Genomic DNA, 26,427 nt, shown 5'->3' on the forward strand with positions numbered 1-26,427 from the left:
GTGAGCACTGACAAAAAGATGATGATTTCCATGATTCAAAACATTGGTATAGGATTCATGGTTAAACTATAATTATTGTAATATTCTGTAATTGAAAAGATTTTTGAACTTAATAATAAAGGCAGAATATTTTCACTAATATTTCATAAAAAAATGTATAATAGCATAAATATCATATTGTTTACATTATTTATACGATATAAAAAATCTTGATTTTGAATTGGAGAGGTTATGGACCAACGATTAAAAGCATACGAGGAAAAAGTCCTTAGTAGTTCGAAGATTCCAATCGAATATTATGAAAAATACGATGTTAAAAAAGGTCTACGCGATATTAATGGCGTAGGCGTTTTAGCAGGTTTAACAAATATCTCAGCTGTTCATGCCACGGATAAAAATGGACATCAGATACCAGGGGTTCTGGAGTACCGTGCTTTCAATGTCAAGGATATCGTTGCCCAATTGCGGGAAGACAATCGCTTTGGGTTTGAGGAAGTAACTTATTTACTCTTATTTGGAGTGCTCCCTAACCAAAAGGAATTAAAGGAATTCCAAGCGCTCCTTTCTGAAAAAAGGGAATTACCTGTTGGTTTTGTTCGAGATGTTATTTTATCCCACCCCTCAGAGGATGTTATGAATCTGATGAGTCAATGTATTTTATCCTTAGCTAGTTATGATGAGAATGTTTCGGATATTTCAATTGCTAATGTGCTGCTGCAATCGATACAATTAATCGCTAATTTTCCAGTTATTGCAATTTATTCCTATCAGGCACATCAGCATTATAATAAGCACGAAAGCTTACATATTCACTATCCAAGCTCAGATCTGACAACAGCAGAGAACATTCTCCGTCTTCTTCGTCCGGATCAAAAATACAGTGATACAGAAGCAAAGGTTCTTGATGTAGCTTTAATCCTCCATATGGAACATGGTGGAGGAAATAATTCAACGTTTACCACCCACGTTGTTACATCATCTGGCTCGGATACATATGCCACAATTGCTGCAGCTTTATCCAGTTTAAAAGGACCAAAACATGGCGGAGCCAATATCAAGGCCGCAAAGATGCTTGAAAATATTAAGAAAAATGTGAGCAATCCAAATGATGATGAAGAGATTTCCAATTATTTGAAGCAGATTTTAAATAAAGAAGCTTTTGATCATAAAGGGCTACTTTATGGAATTGGTCATGCGATCTACACCATTTCCGATCCAAGATTTGAAATTTTCAAGACTTACGTTGCGGAATTGGCAGCCGAAAAAGGTCGACTAGAAGATTTGGAACTTTACGAGAAAGTCGAAGTTTTAGCCCCTCAAGTCATAGTTGAAGAGCGCAAAACCTATAAGACGATTTCACCCAACATTGATTTTTACTCTGGTTTTGTATACGAAATGTTGGGTATCCCGCAGGAACTATACACACCACTGTTTGCGATTGCTCGCATCGTTGGCTGGTCTGCTCATCGAACAGAAGAACTTATCAACATGAATAAAATTATTCGTCCAGCATATGAAAGTGTCATGGACCCAAAAGAATATATTGATATGAAGGTCAGAGAATGAAAAAATTACGCTTGCATGATCAAATTTATAACTATTTTGATATAAGTGAACTTCCAAATATTGATCAATACCCATACAGTTTAAGGATGCTCATTGAAAGTATCATTAGGCAAGAAAACGGCTCAACAATTAGCAAAAAGCATTTGGAAGTTGTATTTGATTACTTAAAAGGAAAAACAGGGGCGGAAACTTCGTTTTTACCTAGCCGTGTCGTTTTACAAGACTTTACGGGCGTTCCTGCCATTGTTGATTTGGCAGCGATGCGTGATGCGATGGTAAAATTGGGTAAAAACCCAAGTTTGATTAATCCAGAAATCCCAGTTGATTTAGTGATTGACCACTCTGTACAGGTTGATGAACAAGGAAACGAATGGGCAATTTTACGTAATTCACAAAAAGAGTTTGAACGTAATCATGAACGTTATGCCTTTTTAAAATGGGCTGAACAAAGTTTTGATAATTTTCGCGTTGTTCCGCCAGCGACTGGAATTATTCATCAGGTAAATATTGAATATTTAAGTCCGGTCATTCAAGAAAAAAATGGCTGCATCTATCCAGATAGTGTTTTTGGAACGGATAGTCACACGACAATGATTAATGGGTTAGGCGTTTTAGGGTGGGGCGTTGGTGGAATCGAAGCAGAGGCTGTGATGTTGGGAGAGCCTAGTGCGATACCAGTACCTGAAGTTATTGGCGTCAAACTCATTGGTCAACTTGGTTCATTTGCTACGGCAACTGACCTTGCCTTAACAGTGACAAAGGTTTTGCGTGATGAAAAAGTGGTAGGCAAATTTGTCGAATTTTTTGGCGAAGGACTTGCCCATTTATCACTAGCTGATCGAACAACTATTGCGAATATGGCTCCTGAATATGGTGCGACCTGTGGTTATTTTCCTATAGACTCGGAAACCTTACGTTATTTGAGGAGTACCAATCGAAGTGAACATCAGGTTGAACTCGTTGAAGCATACGCGAGGGCAAATAAACTTTTTTACGATGCACAAGTTGAACCGCATTACACGAAAGTAATTGAGCTTGATTTGACGACTATTACCACTCGTTTATCTGGACCTTCGCGCCCACAGGACACGGTTGAATTAGACCAATTAGCGCGTAATTTTGAAGGGTTTGTCATACAGCAAAATGGAGAAATTAAAGCGGATGATGGCCGAATTGCAATTGCAGCGATTACATCCTGTACAAACACTAGTAATCCTCATGTCATGATGATGGCCGGTCTATTAGCCAAAAAAGCGGTAGAGCGTGGCTTGACAGTTCCTGATTACGTTAAAACATCACTAGCTCCAGGATCAAAAGTGGTCACGAGCTACTTAGAAAAAGCAGGTTTGTTGCCTTATTTAGAAAAATTAGGGTTTAATGTTGTTGGTTATGGCTGTACCACTTGTATTGGTAACTCGGGTCCATTATTGCCTGACATGACGAAAGAAATTGTAAATAAAGAAATTATTGTTGCCAGTGTTTTGAGCGGGAATAGGAACTTTGAAGGGCGAATTCATCCCTTAGTAAAAGCAAATTATTTGGCTAGTCCGCCTCTTGTTGTGGCTTATGCATTAGCTGGGAATGTTCGAAAAGATTTAACAAAAACTTGCCTTGGAGTTGATCAAAATGGACTTGAAGTATTTTTAAAGGACATCATGCCTGAGGCAGCGGAAGTAGATGCTCTGGTCAATCAATATGTCACTAGAGATTTATTTGCTGAAAATTATGCCAAGATATTTGATGAAAATGAAGCGTGGAATGCGATTGAAACGACTCATAGTGAAGTTTACAAATGGCGTGATGACTCGACTTACATTGCTAACCCACCTTATTTTGAGACGCTTAAACAAGAGTTACCTACTATTCCAAAGCTTGATCATCTGCGCGTGATTGGAAAATTTGCTGATTCGATTACCACTGATCATATCAGTCCTGCTGGAAACATTCCTTTGAAATCTCCAGCGGGCTCCTTTTTGTCAGCTGCAGGGATTGAATACAAAGACTTTAATTCCTATGGTGCTCGACGAGGAAATGATAAAGTGATGACCCGGGGAACATTTACAAATGTCCGAATAAAAAATCAATTGGCTTCTGGGACAGAAGGTGGATATAGTACTTATGAAGGAGATATCCTTCCATTTTACGATGTCGCGATGGCCTACAAAAATAAGGGAGTGGGAACACTCATTTTGGCTGGAAAAGATTACGGAATGGGGTCAAGTCGTGACTGGGCTGCAAAAGGAACAAAACTATTAGGAATTCAAGCTGTCATTGCTGAGAGTTTTGAACGAATCCATCGAAGTAATTTGGTTATGATGGGCCTACTTCCCTTACAATTTATTGATGGACAAAATGCTGAATCACTCGGTTTAACGGGAAATGAGTCGTTCAGGATTGAACTACCAAGTCACCCACAAATCCTTGATAAAATTACTGTACATGCGGACGAAAAAACATTTGAAGTCATCCTCCGGTTTGATTCGCAAGCAGATTTAAATTACTATGCTAACGGCGGAATCATGCCTTATGTGATTCGAAATAAATAAAAGAAAGTGTTCTGTTAATGAAAATTGAGAAGAAATATGGAAAATTAATTGTTCCTGATGCACCGACCATCAATTACATTTCTGGTGATGGTGTAGGACAGGACATTTTTCCTCAAGCCAAACGCTTGTTTGACGTAGCTGTTGAACAAGTTTATGGAAATCATAAGAAAATCGAATGGCATCAATGTTTTGCTGGCCAAGAAAGTTTTGAAATGAACGGTCAATATTTGTCAGATGAAACAGTAGCAGAGATTTCCGAAAATTTAGTTACTTTGAAAGGGCCTTTAATGACCCCTGTGGGCGAAGGATTTCGGTCACTCAACGTCACTTTGAGACAAAAACTAGACTTGTACGCTTGTGTACGTCCAGTTGAGTACTTTGATGGTATTGAGTCTCCTATCAAAAATCCTCAAAATGTTGACATAACCATTTTCCGAGAAAATACAGAAGACATTTATGCAGGAATCGAATTTGCCAGTCGCACACCTGAGGCTCAGAAACTGATTAAATTTATCTCAAATGAGCTACAGATAAATAAAATTCGCTTTCCTGAGTCGTCAGCAATTGGTGTAAAACCTGTAAGTCCTGAGGGGACAAAACGTTTGGTCAGAGCGGCATTTGACGAGGCACTTAAAAAAAGCAAGCAACGGGTGACTTTTGTCCATAAAGGAAATATTATGAAATTTACCGAAGGAGGTTTTCGAAAATGGGCCTATGAAATAGCCTCTGATTATCCAACTTTTACAAAACTTGAATTTGACCAAATAAAAGCTAAGTCAGGTATTGAGGCTGCTAAAGACGCTAAAGGATTGGCCTTGTCTGAAGGAAAGATTTTCGTAGATGATGTCATTGCTGACAACTTCTTGCAACAAATCATTATTCATCCAGAAAATTTTGAAATCGTTGCGACATTAAATTTGAATGGAGACTATATTTCGGATGCCCTAGCTGCCGAGGTTGGTGGGATTGGAATCGCTCCTGGGGCTAATATCAATTTTGAAACAGGTCACGCGATTTTTGAAGCGACACATGGCACGGCCCCCGATATTGCAGGCCAAGGTAAGGCGAATCCTTCAAGTTTAATCTTATCAGGTTTGATGATGTTTGACTATTTAGGGTGGACTGAAGTGTCAAAAATCATCAAAAAGGCCATGGTAGATGCCTTTAAAGAAGGACGATGCACTTCTGATTTAGGGGGGAGCATGTCGACTTCTGAATTTACTGATGTTCTCATTAGCCATATTCAAATGAAGCCCTACAAATAAAAAACGTGCACTTTGGAAGAAGTGCTTTTTTAATGAAAAAGAGGAGATTAAATCTCCTCTGATGGATGAATTTAATAGCCCTTAAATTTTTTTTAATAGTCAGCTGGAATTGAAAAGCTTAATTAAAAGGGTTATTAAATTTATTTTATTATAGCACGATAATCTTAAGAATACAAACAATATAATGATTATTTGAAGAAATCATATTAAATCGGACAAAATCAGGCCGATGTAACTTTCTTTGCTCAATGCCTGAGCAGATTTTTCTCAATTTGGAATGGTCAATTGATAAAATTCTTTTTTTGAAATCGACCAAATACATATGCAAATAGATGAGATTGGATGGCGTAAATGAAAAGATGATAATTTTCGGTGACATGGTCACCAACGACCCATCAATATTTTTCAGGATCTTCAAGCATGATGATCAATCTTTCGAGGTCCTAAATTAAAAATCAACTGATTAATCGAATTGATCTTAGGTTGGAAGTAGCTTTCTAAATTGCCATTCTCAACGGCTTCCGCCAATGAGGGAAGGCGATCTGAAAGATATTGCAAAGTCAAATTTTGTGTCTCCCGATCAAAAATAAAAACATTGACATGAGTCGGTAAATCACATGGGATGATCGCGAGCAAATAATGTTCCGTTTGATGATTGCCGACCATAAAGTGAAATTTCTGTTCCAATTTTGGTGAAGTAGTTGCTAACAAGTGATTTGTATAGTCCATTGTTATTGTTTGATTCATTTCCACATCCTCCATACATTCATTTTATCGAAAAATATAGAAAAAATCAATATTAATATAAAATAAAATTGATAAAAGCGATAATGTTGCGTCAGACAAAAAAGTGAAAAAAGTATGGAAAATCATTTAATATAAATAAAAATTGAGACTAAATCAGTCTTAGGTTGGATGTAATATATTTAATTGTGCATTATACTAGAAATATAAATAAAAATGATCATCAAGGAGAAAAAATGGAAGTTAACGATAGCAAGAGTGCCGAAGTTCTCAAAAGGATTGAAAGTAACGGTTTCTCGATTGAATTTGATGCAGATTCTTTGAAAAAAATTAAGTTAAACTTTACAAATATGGATATGGAAATTTCGAGTCACACGGGCAAGTCCATCATTTTTATCGGTGAAAGTGAGGCTGCAATCGCGCGTGATTTTAAAATTAAATCCGATGGAAATGAACTTCAAATTAAAGATCGAAAAAAGCTTGACCTTATAGGTTATATTGCACATAAACGTCAACGGGGGCGTTTGATATTGCCCAAACGATTTGAAGGAAGTTTGGAAATTAAAGTGACAAACTCGGATCTTATTATTAGCAAAAGTAATATTGAGCGCATCAAAATCAGCGCAACGGCAAACACGCTTCATCTGGAAAATGTGATGACAGATTATTTAGAAGTGAGTGCAACAGCCTACAATATGGAGATTGTAACCTCCGCTTTAGGAACGGTCAAGCTGTCTACAACTGCCTGTACAATGGTCTTTAAAGATGTCGATGCCACAACCTTGAAAAAAAGTACAACTTCATGTGAAATTAATGCTGTAGGTGGAACTTTAGAAACATTATTTTCTGACTTGAAAACCCACGGACGATATTCGAAAGTTGGGCAAGAAAAACAAGACACATTACCAAAATCTGAGCGATGGTCTGACTTTTGATTTCTTCCCTTTTATTAGCCTTCTAAAGCGTGATGTCAGGAAAATGAACGTTTAATTTTACATCTTAATGTGGTACAATGAGAATAAAGAAAGTAATGTGATATTGCTTTATCAAACGGAACAAAATTAGGCGTTCCGTTTTTTTTACAAGCCATCACGCTCGAAAGGATTTTCATTGAAGCATCTAACTTATTCACAAAAAATTGTGGCAGTAGTTTTATTCATTGCCATAATCGGTAGTATTTTACTATGCTTGCCCATAGCGGCAAAATCAGGGCAATGGACCCCCTTTGTCAATGCGGCATTTACCTCTGTTTCGGCACTTTGTGTCACGGGTTTAGTTGTTTATGATACTTATGCGCATTGGTCCTTATTTGGCCAAATTATCATTCTTATCCTAATTCAAATCGGTGGGATTGGTTTCATGACGATTATTACCAGTTTTTCATTGGTCATCAAGCGGAAAATGGGACTTCATGAGCGCCAATTGTTGATGGAATCTTCGGGACTCTTACATGCGACTAATTTACGTTCATTGATCAAACGGATCACGATTTTCGTTCTCCTAATTGAATTTGTTGGTGCAGCGCTTCTTTCCCTTCGTTTTGTTCCAGAATTTGGATGGGTGCAAGGAATTTATTACGGGATTTTTCATTCAATTTCTGCTTTTTGTAATGCAGGTTTTGATTTAATGGGACGTTTTGGTCAATATCGTTCATTGACCACATATGTTGCTGATCCGCTAGTGACTCTAACCATAAGTGTGCTTATTATTTTAGGTGGACTTGGTTTTATGGTCTGGGATGATATCTTACGTCATGGTAAAAAAATCCGGAAATACTCCTTACATACGAAAATCGTTTTGTTTATGACTTCGATTTTATTGTTTGGCGGATGGCTTGGTTTTTATCTTTTAGAATATAGGTATGGCTTGAAAGGGCTTTCTGAACCTACCAAAATATTGTCAAGCTTTTTCCTTGCAGTATCTCCAAGAACAGCAGGATTCAGCACGATCAGTTTGAGTCACTTATCAGATTCAGGGCAATTTTTGACGATGATATTGATGAATATTGGTGGGGCATCTGGGTCGACATCAGGGGGACTTAAAGTAACTACTTTCGCAGTTCTTTTATTTAGTGCCATCAGTAGTGCACAAAGAGTACCAACTACCGCAGTATTCAAGCGTCGTTTTGATGATGAAACGGTCAAACAGGCCAGTGCCTTGCTGACCTTTTACATCATCCTTGGCATGAGTGGTACACTAATTTTAAGTGCTTTAAACTCTTTCCGACTTGAAGCCATCTTTTTTGAAGTTTTTTCAGCTTTGGGAACTGCAGGACTTACACTGGGGATCACGCCACAATTAGACAGTCTCTCTAAAGTAGTTTTAATTTTATTCATGTTCGTTGGGCGAGTTGGTTGGATGATGCTCATATTCTCGCTTCTCGGTAAAAATCAAACACCACCGATCAGACGTGTTTCTGAAAAAATATTGGTTGGCTAGCTATTTAATTAATGCAAGGGAAAATTAAATGAAACAACATTGGAAAAGTAAATCAATTTTGGTCATTGGCCTTGGAAAATTCGGACGCTATTTGGCTTTAAAAATGCAAGAATTAGGCAACGAGGTGATGGTCGTTGATAAAGGGGAAGAAGAAGCCCAAAAAATGTCAGATCTCATTGACGACATCTTCATTGGAGATTGTACGAATGAATCGGTCCTTAAATCACTAGGGATTATGGATTTTGACATGTGTTTTGTTACAATTGGTGAAAACTTTGAGGCGTCGATTACAATTACCATGTTATTAAAAAAATTGGATGCCAAATATATTGTCGTTAAAACTGGATCCGATTTACAATCAGAGTTATTACGTAAAATTGGGGCAGATGAGATTATTTACCCCGAACGTGAACTTGCTGAAAAACTGGCGCTAAAATACCATGCAAATTATATGTTTAAATCCTACTTGGAATTGAGTGACGAGTATTCGATTGTCGAGATGGAAGTGCCAAAACAGTGGTGGGAGAAGTCCCTGATAGAATTGGATATTCGGAAAACGTTCAATTTGAATATTGTCGCAATTAAAAACGAAGAAAACATCACAGTTGTTCCTGAAGCGGATTATCGTTTCAAAGCAAATGACATCATGGTCGTTGTGGGGAAGCAATCTGCTATTGGTCACTCGGCAAAAGATATTTTAGACCAAATAAAGTAAACAAAGGTCTCAAGCTTAGGATGGACTAAAAATATATTATCAGCCCGTATCTAGATAAAAAAAGCTGTCATTAATGACAGCTTTTATTGTTTTGCAAGGCGTTTATTCCCTTGGTGGAGTTCCCAAATTGTCCAACTCAGGAGCAGAAGCACCCCAATAATGACTAAGATTGAAACAGTATTCGCCAACGTATTCAATTGGGCAGGAAAGAAGGACTGAATTTGTCCGGGCAAACTTATTAAATTGAGATATGTTAAGCCAATAACTGAGATCCAACCAAAAAATTTGACCAGGCTATTATTTTTAAAAGCGCCCATTTCTTCATTACTGTTGGTCAACATGAGTAATGGAATGATTGAGAAGGGAAGTGCAAAAGCCAAAAACACTTGAGAATCGTTCATTAGATTGTTGATCGCTTCATGTTGTTGTGTTAAACTATATCCCTTCGTCATAGTCACACATACAAGGACAGGAATGACAGAGAGTAAGCGGGTAATCAAGCGTCGAGCCCACATTGGCATTCTCATATGAATAAATCCTTCCATGATGATTTGACCGGTTAATGTTCCTGTAATTGTAGAATTTTGTCCTGATGCGAGTAGAGCCACTGCAAATAAGGTCGATAATGCACCTGTTTTAGCAACATCAGCCAATAAGCCATTGCTCAGCAAGGATGGGGTTGATAGGGCATCGTAAAGTCCAAAAAATGAAGGGTCATGAATGACACCCGTTTTGAAAACTGCAACCCCCATGATTAACAAGAGAGAGTTAACAACAAAGGCGACTGTCAATTGAATATTTGAATCCCAAGTTGTAAAACGAACCGCACGAGCAATTTCTTTTTTATCATCATGATTAATCATGCGACTTTGCGAAATTGATGAATGGAGATAAAGATTGTGTGGCATGACCGTAGCTCCAATAATTCCAAGGGCTCCAGTTAACGGGGTCATCCCAGCAATAGTTGGTGAATTTGCAAATGTATTCTGTGTCGGGATAAAGCCCTCAATCACATCTTTCCAGTTTGGGTCCGACAAAGCGACCTGATAAGAGAAAACCACCAGAATAACAATTATCAAACAGACAACAATAGCCTCAACCTTACGAAAACCTACGCGCGTGAGTAATAGGAGAATAAAAACATCAAAAACGGTAATAAAAACGGCGATGATTAGAGGAATATCGAAGAGCAAGTAGAGGGCAATTGCCGCTCCAATAACTTCAGCAATATCGGTCGCCATGATGGCTAATTCTGTTAAGATCCAAAGGACAATTCCCAAACTTTTGCTCGTCCTTGCTCGAATAGCTTGGGCCAAATCCATTTGACTCACTATTCCTAATTTGGCTGACATATATTGTAAAAGCATGGCAATCAGACTTGAGAAGAGAATGACCGAGATTAAGAGGTACTGAAAATTTTGACCACCAGTAATCGAAGTTGACCAGTTTCCTGGATCCATGTAGCCAACAGCAACGAGGGCACCGGGTCCTGAATAAGCAAGCAAGGTTTTGAAGAATTTACCATCTTCTGGAACCTTGACTGTCCCATTAATCTCTTCAAGCGATTTTCCATTCGCATGATGTATCAAATTTCGAGATTGATTTTTTTTATTCATTTGTTCCTTTTCTAAATTTTAAACGCGAGACATGAAAGCTTAATTTCGTTCCAGAAGTAAAATATCCCCTCCGATAAAATGAGGAATCAAGAAACAATTTGTTTCTTCAGATTTCACAATGATCGAGTGGTCTTCGAGTTCTTCGACGACTTTGATAAAATGTGGAGGAATAGTCTCTATTTTTTCAAAATAAGTTTGGGCAGCAAGTCCGATGTGACTGACATAATAATTTTTTCCACTGATGGCGCGATTGAGGGAGATTTCATTAACCTGAGAGGACCAAAATGATTCAGGTGGAATCACTGAACCATGAGGGTCTCGCTCAGGGTAATCCAAAAACGCATAAAGCTGCTCAACTAATTTTGGTGAAGAAGCATGTTCCAAATTCTCAGCTTCCGCATGAACTTCCTCGTTTAGGAAACTTAATTTTTCGACCAAAAAAGTCTCCCAAACCCGATGGGATTTGATGATAAATCGAGCTTGTCTCCGGCCCTCTGCTGATAAATTTACTCCTCTATATGGAAGGTAATCCACATAATCTTTTTTAGCCAACCTTTTAATCATTTCTGTTGCGCTGGGAGAAGAAACCATTAATTTTTTGGCAAGTGTATTCACTTGAACGGGCAAAAAATTTTCAGATGTCTTGTTTTCTAACATATAAATCGCTTTTAAATAATCTTGTTCATTTTTGGTCAGTTCAAGCATCTCTTGTTCTTTTTTCATATTTATAGTATAGCACTGCCTTTATATTTTTACAAATAATTTAGGTCATGCTAAAAAGCATCAAAATAAAAAAGCCTTTATTCAGGCTTCCTTCTAAATATTTTGAGAGCTCAATGTTTTTGTCGCCGAGCAAATTCTGTAAAACGGAACTTATCGACTTGGTGACGGCTCTCAGTGTATTGAAATGGAGTATTATCGGATAAATAAACGTGGGAACGAACAGAGACAACGTGATGATCTGTCGGATTCAAATCTAAAAGTTTTTGGTCGTCTTCATTGACAAAATCGAGGACAATTTCCTTTTGAGCATAAGCAATATCAAGTCCCAATTCATTTTCCAGATACTCATAAATTGAGTCAGCAGCTTGTGCTTTTGTTAAGTTCCTTGCAATGTCGAACCTAAAAAAATCCCGGTCTAATATCGAATATTTACCGTCTACAAGACGGCGGCGTAAGATATGAAAACATTCTACTCCAATTGGAAAATTCGTTATTGCCGCCAATTGGTCAGTAACGATCAAACGCTCAAAAACCAAAACATCTGTTTGACTTTCAAAATGTAAGGATTGCTGTAATTCCTTATAAGAAATCAATCCTGTCATTGGGAAAAGGATTTTTCGTTGGGCAATAACCGTACTTCCAAAACCGTGGCGTCGTTGGATTAACCCAGAATCTTCTAATATTTTTAAGGCCTGCCGAATGGTTGCTCGAGAGACTTCATAAATGCTTGCCAATTCATTTTCACTAGGAAGTAAAGTGTTCTCAATATAAGTCTGATTTAATATTTTTTTCTCTAAATCCTGTAATACAATCTCATATTTTTTCATAAATCTATTATAGCAAAAAAAAGTTCATTTAAAGGGTTGACTAAAACGCTTTCATAGTTTATAATGAAATTGTTAGATACTTGTACGTACAAGTGAACGAGTATTAATAAAATTTTAAGTTTCAATCAAATTATCATCTTAATCTTATTACCTATAGAATTAGAAAGAGGTATTACAATGTTTGGATTTGGGAAAAAAAAGGAACTCCAAGCTGATGAGGGACTGTATGCGCCATTAAGTGGCGAAGTCATTGGTATTGAAGACGTGAATGATCCCGTTTTTGCTAAAAAAATAATGGGCGATGGTTATGCCGTTCAGCCGACAGGAAATAAAATTGTAGCTCCTGTGACAGGACGTGTTGAATTAGTTCAAGGACATGCCATTGGTTTTGTCAGAGCTGACGGTCTTGAAATATTGCTTCACGTTGGAATTGATACCGTGAGCTTAAAAGGTGCGCCATTCCATTTCAAGGTTAAAGTTGGAGACATTCTCGATGGTGGAGATGATTGTGGTTCAGTGGACTGGACACAAGTCGAAGAAGCAGGTCTTGAGAAAACAACGATGGTTGTTTTTACAAATACAGCCGACAAACTCAATCACTTTGAGGTCAAAAAAGGTAATACTCAGGTTGGCGAAAAAGTCGGACAAGCAACGGCTTCATAATTAATTATGTTAGTTATTATTTATTATTATTAATTGTCATTATTGACAAAAGGAGAACTTATGGCAAATTATACGCAAATGGCAACCGAAATTATTGAGGCTGTCGGTGGCGCCAGTAACGTCACAAAGGTAATTCACTGTATCACACGCTTACGCTTTACATTGAAGGACAAAGATAAAGCTGATACAGCAAAAGTTGAAGCAATTCCCGGTGTTGCAGGCGCGGTCTATAATCAAGGACTCAATCAATATCAAGTCGTCATCGGACAAGCAGTAGAAGATGTTTATGACGAAGTTGTAGAGCAACTCGGTGATAGCGTTGTTGATCAAGAAGCAACGCAAGCAGCTCTTGCAGAAACTGGTGGTGGTAAAGGGGGAAGTAGAAACCCATTCGTCCATGCATTCCAAGTTGTGATTGGTACGATCACAGGTTCAATGATTCCGATCATTGGTCTCTTAGCTGCAGGTGGTATGATTAATGGACTTTTAAATATCTTTATCAAAGGAAATGGCTTACTGAATTGGATTGATCCGAATTCTCCAACTAAAGTGATTATTTCAACGATGGCAATGGCTCCATTCTATTTTCTCCCAGTTTTAGTTGGTTTCTCGGCCGCTAAACAATTGGCACCTAAAGATAACACATTACCATATATTGGAGCTGCTATTGGTGGATTTATGATTGACCCCAATCTTAATCCATTGACACAAGCCACTATTGCAACAAGTGCAAAAGGTGTGATGTCAGTCGTTCCGGCACCATCTGCAGTCGCACACTTATTCGGTGTTACATTCAATACGAGTTACTTTGGAATTCCTGTTAACTTACCAAGTTATGCCTATTCAATTTTCCCTGTAATTGTTGCCGTTGCAATCGCCAAACCACTCAATGCTTGGTTAAAGAAAAAATTGCCATTGGCTTTACGTCCAATATTCCAACCAATGATTACCTTTTTTGTGGCATCATCTATTGTTTTACTTCTAGTTGGCCCTGTTATTTCAACAATTTCATCTGCATTATCTAATGTTATCGACTTCGTTCTCGGATTAAACCTCGGAATTGCAGGAATCATTGTCGGTGGTTTCTATCAATGTTTGGTTATCTTTGGTCTTCACTGGTTGGTTGTGCCATTGATTTCACAACAACTTGCAGCAACAGGTACTTCATCTCTTAATATGATTGTCTCATTCACAATGCTTGCCCAAGGTACTGGTGCACTTGCTGTATTCTTCAAAACTCGCAAAACGGACATTAAAGGTTTGGCACTTCCTGCAGCAATTTCGGCATTCTGTGGTGTAACAGAACCTGCGATGTACGGGATTAACTTGAAATACTCACGTGTCTTTATCATGAGTTCAATAGGTGCCGCTGTTGGGGCGGGCGTTGCTGGATTTATGAATCTGCAAATGTTTGGTTTCTCAGGTTCTTTAATAGGCTTCCCTAACTTTATTTCGAATCCTCTAACTCATGCTCACCCTGCTGGCAACCTAGCAACATTTTGGATTGCATCAATCATTTGTATGGTTGTAGCATTTGCACTTGTTTGGATGTTTGGTTACAAAGATTCAGATGTTATGGGTGCTGGTGTTGAAAAGAAAAACGCTTTTAAAGATGCCGTTGCAAAATAAATTGAAAAAGAGAAGAAATTCTCTTTTTTTAGTGTTTTTACTTACAAATTCTGGTAAAATAGACTTGTACGTACAAGTCATCGACAAATTTTATGATCGGAAGGCTAATAAATGGAAGACAATGACTGGCTCATTACTTATGAGGAGCAAACTGAAGGCAAAAGAGCCTATGGTCAGGAATCCCTGATGACCTTAGGTAATGGGTATTTAGGTTGGCGTGGGGCACCTGTTTGGTCAACCTATTCAGAAAATCATTACCCTGGCCTGTATGTGGCAGGCATCTTTAATCGGACCCATACAATTGTCGAGGAAAGAGACATTGAAAATGAGGATATGGTAAACCTCCCCAATCCTCAGCTGATCAAAATCTATATAAATGGCCTGTGGGTCGAGTTTGAAAAATTTACTGAAAAAAGGCAAAGTCGCATCGACTTCAAAAATGGAATTCAATCAGATTTTTATCAAGTCAAATTAAATGAGGGAAATTTATTCATAAAGACACGGAAATATGTTGACCCGATTGATTTCCATTGTTTTGCTTTTGAAGCTGAACTTTCATGTGATTTTGCGGGCGAATTGAAATTGGAAAGTCTAATTGATGGACAAGTTCTAAATCAAAATGTCGAGCGGTATCGGGCCTTTGAAAGCAAGGAATTTCACGTAACAAGGATTGGCAAACGAAGTTTAACAGCACGGACGAGAACAACAGGTATTGACATTGTCTTATTTGCTAAAACAAAATTAATGGGTCAACTTTTAGAAAACACAGATCGAAATGAAGAAGAACGATTGATTGAACCAGGAACGATACAATTTAAGGCCAATCAAATCATCAGTTTTTCAAAAAGTATGGCTGTGGCAACTTCATATGAGATGGAGAACCCTTCTGAATATATAGAAAAAATTAGTCGGAACTTGGATATTGAACAGATCAAGTCCCATAATGCCGACTATTGGGAAAAATTATGGCAAGAGGCCGATATTCAATTGGAATCGGATGATAAAGATTTACAAAGGATGATCCGCATGAATATTTTCCATATTCGTCAAGCGGCACAGGCTCATGCCAACCCCAATTTAGATGCTTCAGTTGGCTCACGTGGTCTAACAGGTGAAGGTTATCGCGGACATATATTTTGGGATGAAATCTTCGTATTGCCCTATTATGCTTCAAATGAACCAGAAACGGCTAAAGCTTTATTGAATTATCGCATCAAACGAACCATAGCCGCTAAGGAAAATGCGAAACGTGACCAAGAAGAAGGGGCCATGTTTCCATGGCAATCAGCTTCAATAGGGGATGAGCAGTCACAATTTGTGCATTTGAATACAGTCAATAATGAATGGGAACCCGACAATAGCCGACGTCAACGTCATGTTTCATTAGCGATAGTTTATAATATGTGGGTCTATTTTCAAGTAACGAATGATTTGTCTTTCTTCGATGAGGGGGCCGTTGAGCTAATTTTAGAAACAACAAAATTCTGGCTCAACAAAGCACATTTAGGCAAGGATGGACGTTACCATATTGAAGGGGTCATGGGCCCAGATGAATTTCACGAAGCATATCCTGGTAAAGAAGGTGGAATTCAAGATAATGCTTACACCAACATTATGCTCATTTGGCAACTTAATTGGGTAAAAGAACTTTTAGAAAAAAATATTATTGATCAACAAAAAATTTCGTCTGAATTCCTAAATAAACTGGATTTGGTTTCTCAAAAATTAGCGTTGGAGATTAGTAAGGACGGAATAATTGCTCAATATGCTGGCTATTTTGACTTGAAAAAAGTTGATTTTGCAATGTATGAAGCGAAATATGGAGATATCCATCGGATTGATCGTCTGATGAAAGCACAAGGGATATCCCCAGACGAATACCAAGTCGCAAAGCAGGCTGATGTTTTGATGTTGCTCTATAACCTTGGTGAAAGTCTTACCGAAAGATTAATTCTTCAACTCGGTTATGAATTACCCCAAAATTGGTTGCAACTCAATCGTGATTATTATCTTGCAAGAACTGTACACGGTTCAACAACGTCAAGGCCAGTTTTCGCTGGAATTGATGTGACTTTGGGAAATTTAGAGAACGCCCTCGATTTTCTCAAAACGGCTATTGGTTCAGATTATCATGATATTCAGGGCGGAACAACGGCTGAAGGAATTCATATTGGTGTGATGGGCGAGACTTTGGAGGTGATTCAAAATGAATTCGGTGGTGTGAACTTACTCAACGAAACGTTTGAGATAGCTCCTCATTTACCACATCATTGGACAAGGTTAAGTTTTTCCCAAAAATTTAAAGGGGCAACTCTCAATATCGAAATAAGCGATAAAACGATAAAACTAATGACAAATCAGCCTATCGATGTTAAGATTTATGGACGTTCATCAAAACTAGAGGCTCGTCGAACATATGAATTTCCTCTCCACTAAGTTAATAAAAAAGTTCTTGTGAATAGCAAGGACTTTTTTATATTTGGAAATATAGTATTTTTCGATTAAAACGATTGACAAACAAAACAAAATAGAATATAATATAGAAAAAATCGATAAAATATAATTAATCAAAGGAGCTTGCCATGAAATTACAGGATGTTAAAATAAAAAAACGATTCAAATTTGAAAATTTAGGTTTGCTTTTATTATTGGCGGCAATTGTCTCTGCAATTACATCCATGTATTTATTCACTACTGGTGAAAGCATCATTTCAAATTTATTAGCAAAATTATGTATTGTATTATTTGTCACTGCCTGGCTAATGATTACTTATGGTCAGCACGCTAAAAATCATAAAAAAATTATTATTAAAGTTGTAAATGCAAGTGTATATTCCGACACAATGAGACCGAAACGCTCATTTTAATTGGCCACTCGGGCCACTGTTTTTTACCTTAAAATATGATAAAATAAGTTCATGAATGAATTAAAAAAGAATATGGTCTTTACTAGTGATGTAGTGGACTTGACTCATGAAGGTCAAGGAGTCGTCAAAATTGGTGGCTTCCCTTTATTTGTGGAGAATGCTCTACCTGGCGAACAAATCGAAGTTCGCGTTACTAAGGTTGGTAAAAACTTTGGTTTTGGTCGATTAGAACGTTTGATTAAACAGTCTCCATTTCGAATGAATGAAATTAACCTTGATTATTTGCGGACAGGAATTGCGGATTTCGGGCATCTCCAATATGAACAGCAACTTGAGTACAAACAAAAACAAGTTGTGGAATTACTCCATAAGACAGCTCACAAGGAAAATTTTCCTGTTGAGCCTATTCTTCCTGCTGAGCAAACGAAAGCTTATCGAAATAAAGCACAAGTTCCCGTTCGTGAAATTAACGGTCAAATCGAAACGGGTTTTTATCGAAAGAATTCCCATCAACTCGTTCCAATTTCTGATTTCTATATTCAAGACCCAATTATTGATAACTTGGTTAACACTATTCGTGATGGGTTGAGAGCTTTTGGACAAGCGAGTAAAATTGCCTACAATGAACAAACGCGTAAGGGGTGGCTTCGAAACTTAGTGATTCGTCGGGCTTACCATAGCCATGAGATAATGCTTGTTTTTGTTGTTACAAATGCCAAGTTTCCGTTCCCTCAAAAAGAATTTTTGGCGGAACTGATTGAAAAGTTTCCTGAATTAAAGTCAATTCAACTTAACATCAATAAAACAGATGGCTCTTTCATTCTGGGAAAGAAATATGTCACGATTTATGGCTCAGACACAATTAAAGATACAATGTTGGGTAAGACTTACGAAATATCAGCTCCTTCATTCTATCAAGTAAATACATCCCAAGCTGAAAAGCTCTATCAAACGGCCTATGAATTTGCAGAATTGAAGCAAGAAGATACAATCATTGATGCATATTCTGGTATTGGGACGATTGGTTTGTCGGTTGCTGATCAAGTTGCTCGCGTCTATGGGATGGAAGTTATTCCCGCGGCTGTGACAAATGCAATAAGAAATGCTGATTTAAACCACTTCAATAATGTAAAATATGAAGTTGGCGCGGCCGAGGAAATTATGCCACAATGGCTTGAAGATGGAATAAAACCAGATGTGATTTTCGTTGATCCCCCTCGAAAAGGTCTCGATGAACGTTTCATTGAAACTGCGACAAAAGTTGGGGCAAGATCAGTCATTTATATTTCCTGCAACCCAGCAACTTTTGCTCGAGATGTTATTCGTTTTGAACAAAATGGTTATCAATTGGAACGTGTCCGTCCTGTAGATTTATTTCCGCAAACGCATCACATTGAATTGGTTGGTAAGTTTACAAATGTCGAAAAGAATAATATAATGTAAAATAGTATACTAAATTGTGAGGTTATTAAATGAGTCATAATCATGAACTTGAATCGAAGAAATATTATGATAAGATTGCGAATCGTTTTGACCATTCTTGGGACGGATTTTTATCGAGTTTTTTCAAGAAGTATATTGGGACGAATTTATCAATTGAAAATAATGCAAAGGTCCTTGATATCGGTTGTGCCAACGGCACACTTCTTGATCAGTTGAATAAAAAGTCAACGATTCAAGGAACTGGTCTCGATATTTCGCCTGAGATGGTGAACATTGCCCGTAAAAGACACCCTGAATTCGATTTTATTGTAGGATCAGCCCAACATCTTCCATTTCCAAGTCAATCATTTGATGTGATTATATGCTCAGCGAGTTTTCATCACTTCCCTGATCCAGAGTTATTCCTACGTGAAGCTAAACGTGCTTTGAAGGAAAATGGTCGGTTAGTGATTGCTGAAATTAGAATCCCTTTTTATGATGTTCGAAAAATCTATAATCGTTACATTGAGAAAAAGTCAACTGAAGGGGATGTCAAAGTATACGGTCAAAAAGAATTGCTCGATTTATTTAGAGCTACAAATTTTGAAGTTGTCGTTCACAAAAATCAACTTCAAATCCAATATTATGAACTTAAAAAACTACGTTGAAACGTGGCTTTTTCATTTCATAGTGTTTTGTTCGATCGATTAATTGAGCATTGTAATATTATAAAAAAACTTGTGAACATTATACTTGAAGCTTAAGAGTAAGAATTACTTTTATAGCATGCCCCAAATCTGAAAAGTCAGAAGTGAAATCTTAACATGGAAATCATAAATTAAAATTATAACTCAGCAGGTCATTGACTTCTGTATTTTGATGCTCTAATTCTTAATGGTTTCCCATGTGCTAGAGCCATTAAAAGACTAAAGATATTATTCAATAATGGTAAGTTAAAAAATTTAAAAAAGGAAACATGAAAGTTTTGAATGTCATGCAATAGATCAATGTTTGTAAAGCTTGAAGTTTTATATTATGAAGCATCAATCCTCGTCATTAAAGCATGAAACTTTGGATTTCGAAATGTCATGCTATTGTGATTGAATCTTGAACTTATATTGCGAAGCAGTAGTGATCATGATTCCAGTCAAAAAATTTTAGATTAACAGGCATAAGATTTTTTGTTTATAAAGCATGATAGGATTGGTAAAATAAACGATTTTTGAGAAACTCGCTGCAAGAAATTTTGAATTGATGATCATAGTGTCTCGTGAATTTGTGTAGAGAAACTAGAATTTAATGAGTTAGACTTTTTTTGTTAGATTAATTCCAATCCTTATTTTTTCAGACTTGAGAGAGTAAACGATGATTGATACTAAATCCAAAGGTGTTAACATATAAAAAAATTGATGAACAGCTGAAAGGAAACCTAAAATCGGTTTCAGAATATGTTATAATGAAAAAGTCAATCGTTTATGAAATGATGAATTTCAAGAGAGGATTTACCCTATGAAAAATGAACCAAAACCATTTTACGCGACCATTTTCGCAAAATGGTTTATTAACAATAAAATAGTCACATTTCTATCGATTATTTTGTTGCTCTTGCTCAATGTTTTTTTACTAAGTCAAGTCAGTTTTATCTTTAAACCAATCAATGACTTTTTGGCGATTATTGGTCTGCCATTAGTTTTGGCTGCTGTCTTTTACTATCTATTAAACCCTATTGTTGACTATGCTGAAAAGTATCACATCTCAAGAATTACCTCAATCATTATTCTTTTCGTGATAATTGCAGCGCTGATTGTTTGGGGACTTGTGGTCGCAATTCCAAATATTGCAAATGGAATTGAATCATTTGCTACAGCGGTACCTTCTTATGTCAATGACGCTCAAAATGAAGTGAATTCCATACTTAGAAACCCAAGGTTTGACCAATTTAAACCCCAAGTCGACAAATTTGCTGATTCTATCGGGAATCAGTTAATTGACTGGTCGAAAAACTTTTCAGCGAGTGCGGTGAATTCACTTACTGACTTTATTGGTAAAACGACTGGTTTCATCATCAGTATCATTATTTTTCCTTTTGTTCTCTTCTACCTTTTAAAAGATGGGCAACAATTGAATGGTTACGTAACTCGTTTATTACCTAACGATTGGCGGAAAGATACAGCTAAAATTTTACATGAAATTAACAGCCAATTATCAAACTATGTTCGTGGGCAAGTAATCGTTGCATTTTCTGTAGGTGTGATGTTCATTATTGGACTGCCCTTGATTGGTTTAAAATATGCAGTGGCATTAGCAATTATGGCGGGGTTCTTCAATTTGATTCCTTTCTTAGGATTCTATTTAGCACTTGTTCCAGCTTTGGTTATTGCAATAGCAACAGGTGGTCCCCTTATGTTGGTTAAGGTCATCATTGTCTTTACCATTGAACAAACGATTGAAGGAAGGTTGATTTCTCCTTTAGTTTTAGGGAAGTCACTATCCATTCATCCGATTACTGTTCTGTTTGTTCTGTTGACATCAGGTAAAATTTGGGGCATTTGGGGTGTTTTATTAGGAATCCCGCTCTATGCCGCAGTAAAAGTTGTAGTCGTTCATATATATGATTGGTATCGTCAAATTTCAGAACTTTATCCCGACCAAAAACTGTCTGAGGTAATTGAAAACGATGAAGTGAAATAAGAGTTAGAAGAATTAGAAAAAGGTAAACATGTCATATTCACAAGAAACAGTAGATTTTCTTCATCAAGGTGATTTTATTCGCATGCAAGAAAGTCTTAAAAATGCCCTGAAGTTTGATTCAGAAGAGTTGTTGGTTGACTTGGCTGAATATTTGCAAATGATGGGCTTTGATGGTGAGAGCCGTCAAGTTTATGAACAAATCTTAGCAAAAAACCCAGAATCTACGGCAATATTGATTAACTTGGCTGAAATTGCAGAAGATGATGGGGAGATAGAAAAAGCCCTCGATTACCTTTACCGGATCCCCACTGATGATGATAATTATGTGGCTGCTTTGGTTAAAATTGCTGACCTCTACCAATTTGATAATGATTTTGAAACTGCAATATCTAAATTAGAAGAAGCAGTGGACTTATCGGATGACCCGTTGGTCACTTTTGCTTTGGCAGAAAGTCTGTTTGCAAATGCAGATTATCAACGTGCCATTACGGAGTATGCAAAATTATCTGAGCGGAAAATCTTACATCACACAAAAGTCTCAATTTATGAACGGATTGGTGAATCATACGCTCAACTCGGTAATTTTGAAAATGCCATTTCGTTTTTAGAAAAATCTTATGGGTTTGATGCAAAAGCAGATACCCAATATAAGATTGCGATTCTTTATGCTGAAATTGGTAATTTATCGCGTGCCATTTCTGCTTTTAAAAAGTTGGATAAGGCAGATGATGACTATTTAAATTATGAACTGGCCTATGCACAAGCCCTCCATGAAGATGGACAAAATCAGGAAGCACTAAAAATTGCTCAACAAGGGAAGAAAAAAAATCCCCATTCGGTCCCTTTGCTCCATTTTATTTCCCGCTTAAAATATCAATTAAAAGACGTCGAAGGAGCTGAGCAAGAATTAATGGAAGCTCTTGATTTACCTGAACTCCACGATGAAACAGTCTTTTTACTCGCCAATCTTTATTATAATGACGAAGATTTTGAAGCAGTTGTAAATCTGAAACCACTTTTGGAGGACGAACATTTATTAGCCCAGTGGCTTTTCGCCCAGTCTTATCGTGAATTGGAAAATGACGATCAGGCCAGTGAAGAATACCAAGCACTTTTAGAATCAACCTTGTCAGAAAATCCTGAATTCTTAAAGGATTATTCAGAATATTTGCGGGAGATTGGCCATATCAAAGCTGCACGACCAATTATTGAACAATATCTACTTTTAGTTCCTGATGATGAAGAAATGAGAAACTTACTCCAAGAGTAAGTTTTTTTGAAAAATATTTTTTTATAGTAAAACTGCTAATTTATGTTAATTTCTAGGAAATTAGTTCTTATATTTAGGAAAGTTTAAGGTTGTAAGGATAGAATGTAAGCGAAAACGAGACGTTTTTAAAAAGGAGAAAGACATGGTTACCTTGCACAAAAAAGGACTGCCTGCATGGGTAGAAGTTGCAGCTGATGATACTCGCGCAGCAATCAAATTTTATACTGAATTATTCGGTTGGACAAGTCAATCGATTGGTGGATTATCAGGGAAAATGAACCCTTATCAGCCAACACAATGGCTGACCTATATAGAAACAGACCGAATTGAGCAAACCATCGAAGATGTGAAAGCCCATGGCGGGCAGATTTATATGCCCGCGACAGAAATGCCAGGAGGTCTTTTTACAGTCGCAAGTGACCCTGCGGGGACTCCTTTTGGCATTGTCGAGGGTACAGGTATGAATGATGCTTTAAATGAAGTAGGCGGAATTTGTTGGTATGAACTTGAAATAAACAAAGCATTCGATGAAACAGTAGAATTTTATACCAGGGTTTTTGGCTGGGAACCACATAAAGAAGTCGAATCTCCAGAAATGACTTATTTGACTGTTGATCAAATGATCGGCGTTTTTACGGGACCTGATTTTCCTTCTTATTTCAATAATCAATCACAGTGGTCAGTTACATTTGATGTTGAGGATGTAGAAGCATTTGCAAAAAAAGCAGAAGGGTTGGGTGCCAAAATAGAAGCTGTAACTCAGAATACCCCATATGGGGATTTTGCCATGTTACGCGATCCTCAAGGTGCATTTTTTGTTGTGATGAAACCAAATCGTTCAACAAAATGATTTTTAAAAAGTCCTGTCACTAGTGACAGGACTTTTTATTTAGGTGCAATTTGTAGATGAGAAATTAAATCTTCAATTCTCCTGAACAGTTCAAATGACCGTTCAGCGCAAACCATGTATTTTTGGGTATAGAAGGGAATTAATATGTTTATATATTTCATTAATAAGAGGTAAACATTAAGTAGGAATAAATTCGAATCATATACTAATAAACTTGGATCGAGTAAAATGAGTGCATAGTTAAAGGAGCGATGGAACTTTGATAAGAAAAGTGCAGTTAGTAAAATAGTGGAAACGACTAAATAGCGCATGAGAATAAATGAATTAGGATGCAGATATTTATGGTCAATCGGTAAAACAGAATGAAGAATTAACCAAGATAAAAGCTATGAAATCATGAGTAAACCGAGCAAAAAATATTTGTATGATTATAATATTTGTATGAGAATAAAGTAAAATGAGGATATTGCATTTATCTCCTATAGTGCAGTAACTTTTTGACAGCCTTTAACTTTGTGTTTATCGGAATTAAATATAGGAGTGAAAGATTACTTGATATATCATATAATAGCGCAAGAATTAATAAAAATAAATTAAAAGGTTTGCTCTTTTTAATTATTTAAACGCATCATGATTTATTTATATTTAGATCGAATATGGGGCAATAAAAGACTGCGCAGTTGGCCATTCTTAAATTCATTATTTTTATATTCATAAAAACAGAATGGTAAATTAATAATAATTACTTAAAATTAAACCTTTTCTCAAGTTATTGCTTGTCATCCTGACAAATTTCAAGGAAATAAGTTAACTAAACTCACATATTAGAAGTGAAGCATAACCAAACATATTGTCAAACACTTATCGATTTTCATGAAATTTGGAAAAAAGTAACTTAAACAAGATATTAGACTTGCAATAGCAAAATCATTATGCTATAATTGTCAATGTTCGTAATGAACAGACCGAAGACAGTGGGGGACCTTGAGTCATAATTATCCTACCGAGGGCAAACATTTTAAGAAATGATTGAACTCTCTATGTCTTTTGGCCGTAGGGTTTTTTATTTGAAAATTCTACGACAAAATAAAATGGAGGTAAAAAAAATGAGCGAATACAAAGTAAATGAATCAACAATTGCTGCTAAAGCTGAGTTGGTTGATGTTTATGCTAAGAAATTTTCTGATGCTGCATCTGTTGTTGTTGCCGATTCTCGTGGATTGACAGTAGAACAAGATACTCAACTTCGTAAGAACTTGCGTGAAGCTGGTGTTGAATTTAAAGTAGTTAAAAATTCAATATTGCGTCGTGCAGCTGAAAAAGCTGGTTTTGAAGGAATGGAATTTTCTGGTCCTTCAGCAGTGGCTTTCTCAAACGAAGATGTAGTAGCACCTGCAAAAATTTTGAGCGACTTTGCTAAAACAGCAGAAAACCTTGAAGTTAAAGGTGGTATCATCGAAGGTAAAGTATCTTCACAAGCAGAAATTGCCGCAATTGCCGCACTTCCAAGCCGCGAAGGACTTCTATCTATGCTTCTCTCAGTGCTTCAAGCACCTGTCCGCAACGTGGCTCTCGCAGTCAAAGCTGTTGCAGAAAAAGAAGAATCAGCAGCATAATTCAGTTTACGCTGTCTAATGTAGAATTGATTCAAAAGTGGATTTTTCCACTGCAATTAAATCGGCGGATTTACGCAAACTAAATTTCTAATAGGAGAATATCAAAATGGCATTGAACATTGAAAACATCGTTGCTGAACTTGAAACAGCAACAATCCTTGAACTTTCTGAACTTGTAAAAGCAATCGAAGAAAAATTTGACGTAACAGCAGCAGCTCCAGTAGCAGTAGCAGCAGCAGGTGCTGGTGAAGCAGCAGCTAAAGATAGCTTTGACGTTATCCTTACATCAGCTGGCGACAAGAAAATCGGCGTTATCAAAGTCGTTCGCGAAATCACTGGTCTTGGACTTAAAGAAGCTAAAGCAGTCGTTGATGGTGCTCCAGCTCCAATCAAAGAAGGCGTTGCAACTGCAGAAGCTGAAGAAATCAAAGCTAAATTGGAAGAAGCTGGCGCTTCAGTAGAACTTAAGTGATTATTTAAGTCCAATTAAGAAGTGAAAGGAAAGTGGAAACAATTTTCTTTCGCAAAAAACCTACCAAACTATTTGGTAGGTTTTTTATATATTTCTCAGTTTGATTCACTAAATTGGACAATTTTGAGTGAATGGATTTATGGGCTCAGTGACTTATCAATTTCTCGAGCGGTTGCTCAATCTTTACTCCATTGATCATTAGAATTTGTAAATTGGAAATTTTGAAAGTCTTATTGCGACATTTATGCAATGAGACAATACCAACGCACTGTAATTTTAATTATCCTACAAATCTCACTAAATATTTTAATGCTAACTTTTGATATTACTGCATCATATATTCCCTAAGGTTTGCTCGCTTATTAAAGGAGGTTCACTCACATAAACGATCAATAAAATAATAAAACATGCGATTGCAAAATTCAAAGATAACTGGATGAAATGAACAAAATAGGAAAAGTAAGCTTGGGAAGTTTAAAAGGTAACTTTAATTGTCATAGATTTCA

At 36.9% G+C, this 26,427-nt stretch carries 21 protein-coding genes and 1 other annotated feature; of the genes, 17 read left to right on the forward strand and 4 right to left on the reverse strand.

Annotation, left to right across the window (positions count from 1 at the left end; translation table 11 throughout):
• The first annotated feature begins 231 nt into the window (after nucleotides 1-231).
• From RT41_RS02725 to icd, 3 genes are read left to right on the forward strand one after another with little or no spacing between them, the layout of a single operon-like run.
• Nucleotides 232-1,566, forward strand: coding sequence for a citrate/2-methylcitrate synthase (locus RT41_RS02725; protein WP_096817272.1), 1,335 nt, complete (start codon nucleotides 232-234; stop codon nucleotides 1,564-1,566).
• Entirely contained in the window at nucleotides 1,563-4,112 is a 2,550-nt protein-coding gene (gene acnA / locus RT41_RS02730; RefSeq protein ID WP_096817274.1) for an aconitate hydratase AcnA, read from the forward strand. The genes RT41_RS02725 and acnA overlap by 4 nt, the downstream gene beginning before the upstream one ends.
• Before the next feature lie 17 nt (nucleotides 4,113-4,129).
• Nucleotides 4,130-5,377 carry an NADP-dependent isocitrate dehydrogenase gene (gene icd / locus RT41_RS02735; protein WP_054639205.1) on the forward strand — a complete coding sequence of 416 codons (1,248 nt, stop codon included), beginning with the start codon at nucleotides 4,130-4,132 and terminating at the stop codon, nucleotides 5,375-5,377.
• A gap of 414 nt (nucleotides 5,378-5,791) precedes the next feature.
• Here icd and RT41_RS02740 read toward each other — a convergent pair whose 3' ends face one another.
• Nucleotides 5,792-6,124 (reverse strand): hypothetical protein, encoded by a 333-nt coding sequence (locus RT41_RS02740; protein ID WP_054639204.1) that lies wholly within the window; start codon nucleotides 6,122-6,124, stop codon nucleotides 5,792-5,794.
• 233 nt (nucleotides 6,125-6,357) lie between these two features.
• Between RT41_RS02740 and RT41_RS02745 the strand changes: the two genes are divergently transcribed.
• The 3 genes from RT41_RS02745 (at nucleotide 6,358) to RT41_RS02755 (ending at nucleotide 9,275) form a co-directional block, all read left to right on the forward strand.
• Nucleotides 6,358-7,056, forward strand: coding sequence for a DUF4097 family beta strand repeat-containing protein (locus RT41_RS02745; protein ID WP_096817276.1), 699 nt, complete (start codon nucleotides 6,358-6,360; stop codon nucleotides 7,054-7,056).
• Nucleotides 7,057-7,231: 175 nt separating this feature from the next.
• Complete coding sequence (locus tag RT41_RS02750; protein ID WP_096817278.1) at nucleotides 7,232-8,560, forward strand: TrkH family potassium uptake protein; 1,329 nt, start codon at nucleotides 7,232-7,234, stop codon at nucleotides 8,558-8,560.
• A gap of 28 nt (nucleotides 8,561-8,588) precedes the next feature.
• A complete protein-coding gene (locus RT41_RS02755) occupies nucleotides 8,589-9,275 on the forward strand; it encodes a potassium channel family protein (protein WP_096817280.1) in 687 nt (228 codons plus the stop codon).
• Between the two features lie 83 nt (nucleotides 9,276-9,358).
• On the opposite strand, the gene RT41_RS02760 is transcribed toward RT41_RS02755, so the two are convergent.
• From RT41_RS02760 to treR, 3 genes are all read right to left on the reverse strand, one after another.
• Nucleotides 9,359-10,891, reverse strand: coding sequence for an Nramp family divalent metal transporter (locus RT41_RS02760; protein WP_096817282.1), 1,533 nt, complete (start codon nucleotides 10,889-10,891; stop codon nucleotides 9,359-9,361).
• 39 nt (nucleotides 10,892-10,930) lie between these two features.
• The gene (locus tag RT41_RS02765; protein WP_096817326.1) at nucleotides 10,931-11,596 is read right to left on the reverse strand and encodes a metal-dependent transcriptional regulator; all 666 of its coding nucleotides are present in this window, start codon (nucleotides 11,594-11,596) and stop codon (nucleotides 10,931-10,933) included.
• Between the two features lie 128 nt (nucleotides 11,597-11,724).
• The gene (treR, locus tag RT41_RS02770; RefSeq protein ID WP_096817284.1) at nucleotides 11,725-12,441 is read right to left on the reverse strand and encodes a trehalose operon repressor; all 717 of its coding nucleotides are present in this window, start codon (nucleotides 12,439-12,441) and stop codon (nucleotides 11,725-11,727) included.
• 177 nt (nucleotides 12,442-12,618) lie between these two features.
• Between treR and RT41_RS02775 the strand changes: the two genes are divergently transcribed.
• The 11 genes from RT41_RS02775 (at nucleotide 12,619) to rplL (ending at nucleotide 25,921) form a co-directional block, all read left to right on the forward strand.
• Nucleotides 12,619-13,104, forward strand: coding sequence for a PTS sugar transporter subunit IIA (locus RT41_RS02775; RefSeq protein WP_096817286.1), 486 nt, complete (start codon nucleotides 12,619-12,621; stop codon nucleotides 13,102-13,104).
• A 60-nt stretch (nucleotides 13,105-13,164) separates the two neighbouring features.
• Nucleotides 13,165-14,733: a PTS transporter subunit EIIC gene (locus RT41_RS02780; RefSeq protein ID WP_096817288.1), complete on the forward strand. Its 1,569-nt coding sequence runs from the start codon at nucleotides 13,165-13,167 to the stop codon at nucleotides 14,731-14,733.
• A gap of 111 nt (nucleotides 14,734-14,844) precedes the next feature.
• A complete protein-coding gene (locus tag RT41_RS02785; protein ID WP_096817290.1) occupies nucleotides 14,845-17,169 on the forward strand; it encodes a glycoside hydrolase family 65 protein in 2,325 nt (774 codons plus the stop codon).
• A gap of 146 nt (nucleotides 17,170-17,315) precedes the next feature.
• Nucleotides 17,316-17,600, forward strand: a complete 285-nt coding sequence (locus RT41_RS02790; RefSeq protein WP_054639200.1) for a hypothetical protein — start codon at nucleotides 17,316-17,318, stop codon at nucleotides 17,598-17,600.
• A 51-nt stretch (nucleotides 17,601-17,651) separates the two neighbouring features.
• On the forward strand, nucleotides 17,652-19,043 hold the full coding sequence (gene rlmD, locus RT41_RS02795; RefSeq protein ID WP_096817291.1) for a 23S rRNA (uracil(1939)-C(5))-methyltransferase RlmD: 1,392 nt from the start codon (nucleotides 17,652-17,654) through the stop codon (nucleotides 19,041-19,043).
• 29 nt (nucleotides 19,044-19,072) lie between these two features.
• The gene (locus tag RT41_RS02800) at nucleotides 19,073-19,690 is read left to right on the forward strand and encodes a class I SAM-dependent methyltransferase (RefSeq protein ID WP_054639198.1); all 618 of its coding nucleotides are present in this window, start codon (nucleotides 19,073-19,075) and stop codon (nucleotides 19,688-19,690) included.
• Nucleotides 19,691-20,531: 841 nt separating this feature from the next.
• A complete protein-coding gene (locus tag RT41_RS02805) occupies nucleotides 20,532-21,713 on the forward strand; it encodes an AI-2E family transporter (RefSeq protein ID WP_054639197.1) in 1,182 nt (393 codons plus the stop codon).
• Between the two features lie 28 nt (nucleotides 21,714-21,741).
• Nucleotides 21,742-22,983, forward strand: coding sequence for a tetratricopeptide repeat protein (locus RT41_RS02810; RefSeq protein WP_096817294.1), 1,242 nt, complete (start codon nucleotides 21,742-21,744; stop codon nucleotides 22,981-22,983).
• A 142-nt stretch (nucleotides 22,984-23,125) separates the two neighbouring features.
• Nucleotides 23,126-23,833 carry a VOC family protein gene (locus tag RT41_RS02815; protein ID WP_096817296.1) on the forward strand — a complete coding sequence of 236 codons (708 nt, stop codon included), beginning with the start codon at nucleotides 23,126-23,128 and terminating at the stop codon, nucleotides 23,831-23,833.
• Between the two features lie 947 nt (nucleotides 23,834-24,780).
• Nucleotides 24,781-24,908: a sequence feature (ribosomal protein L10 leader region), on the forward strand.
• A gap of 31 nt (nucleotides 24,909-24,939) precedes the next feature.
• Nucleotides 24,940-25,449 carry a 50S ribosomal protein L10 gene (rplJ, locus tag RT41_RS02820; protein ID WP_054639194.1) on the forward strand — a complete coding sequence of 170 codons (510 nt, stop codon included), beginning with the start codon at nucleotides 24,940-24,942 and terminating at the stop codon, nucleotides 25,447-25,449.
• Nucleotides 25,450-25,555: 106 nt separating this feature from the next.
• Nucleotides 25,556-25,921 carry a 50S ribosomal protein L7/L12 gene (rplL, locus tag RT41_RS02825; RefSeq protein WP_054639193.1) on the forward strand — a complete coding sequence of 122 codons (366 nt, stop codon included), beginning with the start codon at nucleotides 25,556-25,558 and terminating at the stop codon, nucleotides 25,919-25,921.
• Nucleotides 25,922-26,427 lie beyond the last annotated feature (506 nt).

The organism is Lactococcus fujiensis JCM 16395 (assembly GCF_002441655.1).
Lineage (GTDB): Bacteria > Bacillota > Bacilli > Lactobacillales > Streptococcaceae > Lactococcus > Lactococcus fujiensis.

Bases quoted from the DNA above. Each gene is read 5' to 3' on its own strand.
- RT41_RS02725 (WP_096817272.1), top strand. From the start codon at position 232: ATGGACCAACGATTAAAAGCATACGAGGAAAAAGTCCTTAGTAGTTCG.
- acnA (WP_096817274.1), top strand. From the start codon at position 1,563: ATGAAAAAATTACGCTTGCATGATCAAATTTATAACTATTTTGATATA.
- icd (WP_054639205.1), top strand. From the start codon at position 4,130: ATGAAAATTGAGAAGAAATATGGAAAATTAATTGTTCCTGATGCACCG.
- RT41_RS02740 (WP_054639204.1), bottom strand. From the start codon at position 6,124: ATGAATCAAACAATAACAATGGACTATACAAATCACTTGTTAGCAACT.
- RT41_RS02745 (WP_096817276.1), top strand. From the start codon at position 6,358: ATGGAAGTTAACGATAGCAAGAGTGCCGAAGTTCTCAAAAGGATTGAA.
- RT41_RS02755 (WP_096817280.1), top strand. From the start codon at position 8,589: ATGAAACAACATTGGAAAAGTAAATCAATTTTGGTCATTGGCCTTGGA.
- RT41_RS02760 (WP_096817282.1), bottom strand. From the start codon at position 10,891: ATGAATAAAAAAAATCAATCTCGAAATTTGATACATCATGCGAATGGA.
- RT41_RS02765 (WP_096817326.1), bottom strand. From the start codon at position 11,596: ATGCTTGAACTGACCAAAAATGAACAAGATTATTTAAAAGCGATTTAT.
- treR (WP_096817284.1), bottom strand. From the start codon at position 12,441: ATGAAAAAATATGAGATTGTATTACAGGATTTAGAGAAAAAAATATTA.
- RT41_RS02775 (WP_096817286.1), top strand. From the start codon at position 12,619: ATGTTTGGATTTGGGAAAAAAAAGGAACTCCAAGCTGATGAGGGACTG.
- RT41_RS02780 (WP_096817288.1), top strand. From the start codon at position 13,165: ATGGCAAATTATACGCAAATGGCAACCGAAATTATTGAGGCTGTCGGT.
- RT41_RS02785 (WP_096817290.1), top strand. From the start codon at position 14,845: ATGGAAGACAATGACTGGCTCATTACTTATGAGGAGCAAACTGAAGGC.
- RT41_RS02790 (WP_054639200.1), top strand. From the start codon at position 17,316: ATGAAATTACAGGATGTTAAAATAAAAAAACGATTCAAATTTGAAAAT.
- rlmD (WP_096817291.1), top strand. From the start codon at position 17,652: ATGAATGAATTAAAAAAGAATATGGTCTTTACTAGTGATGTAGTGGAC.
- RT41_RS02800 (WP_054639198.1), top strand. From the start codon at position 19,073: ATGAGTCATAATCATGAACTTGAATCGAAGAAATATTATGATAAGATT.
- RT41_RS02805 (WP_054639197.1), top strand. From the start codon at position 20,532: ATGAAAAATGAACCAAAACCATTTTACGCGACCATTTTCGCAAAATGG.
- RT41_RS02810 (WP_096817294.1), top strand. From the start codon at position 21,742: ATGTCATATTCACAAGAAACAGTAGATTTTCTTCATCAAGGTGATTTT.
- RT41_RS02815 (WP_096817296.1), top strand. From the start codon at position 23,126: ATGGTTACCTTGCACAAAAAAGGACTGCCTGCATGGGTAGAAGTTGCA.
- rplJ (WP_054639194.1), top strand. From the start codon at position 24,940: ATGAGCGAATACAAAGTAAATGAATCAACAATTGCTGCTAAAGCTGAG.
- rplL (WP_054639193.1), top strand. From the start codon at position 25,556: ATGGCATTGAACATTGAAAACATCGTTGCTGAACTTGAAACAGCAACA.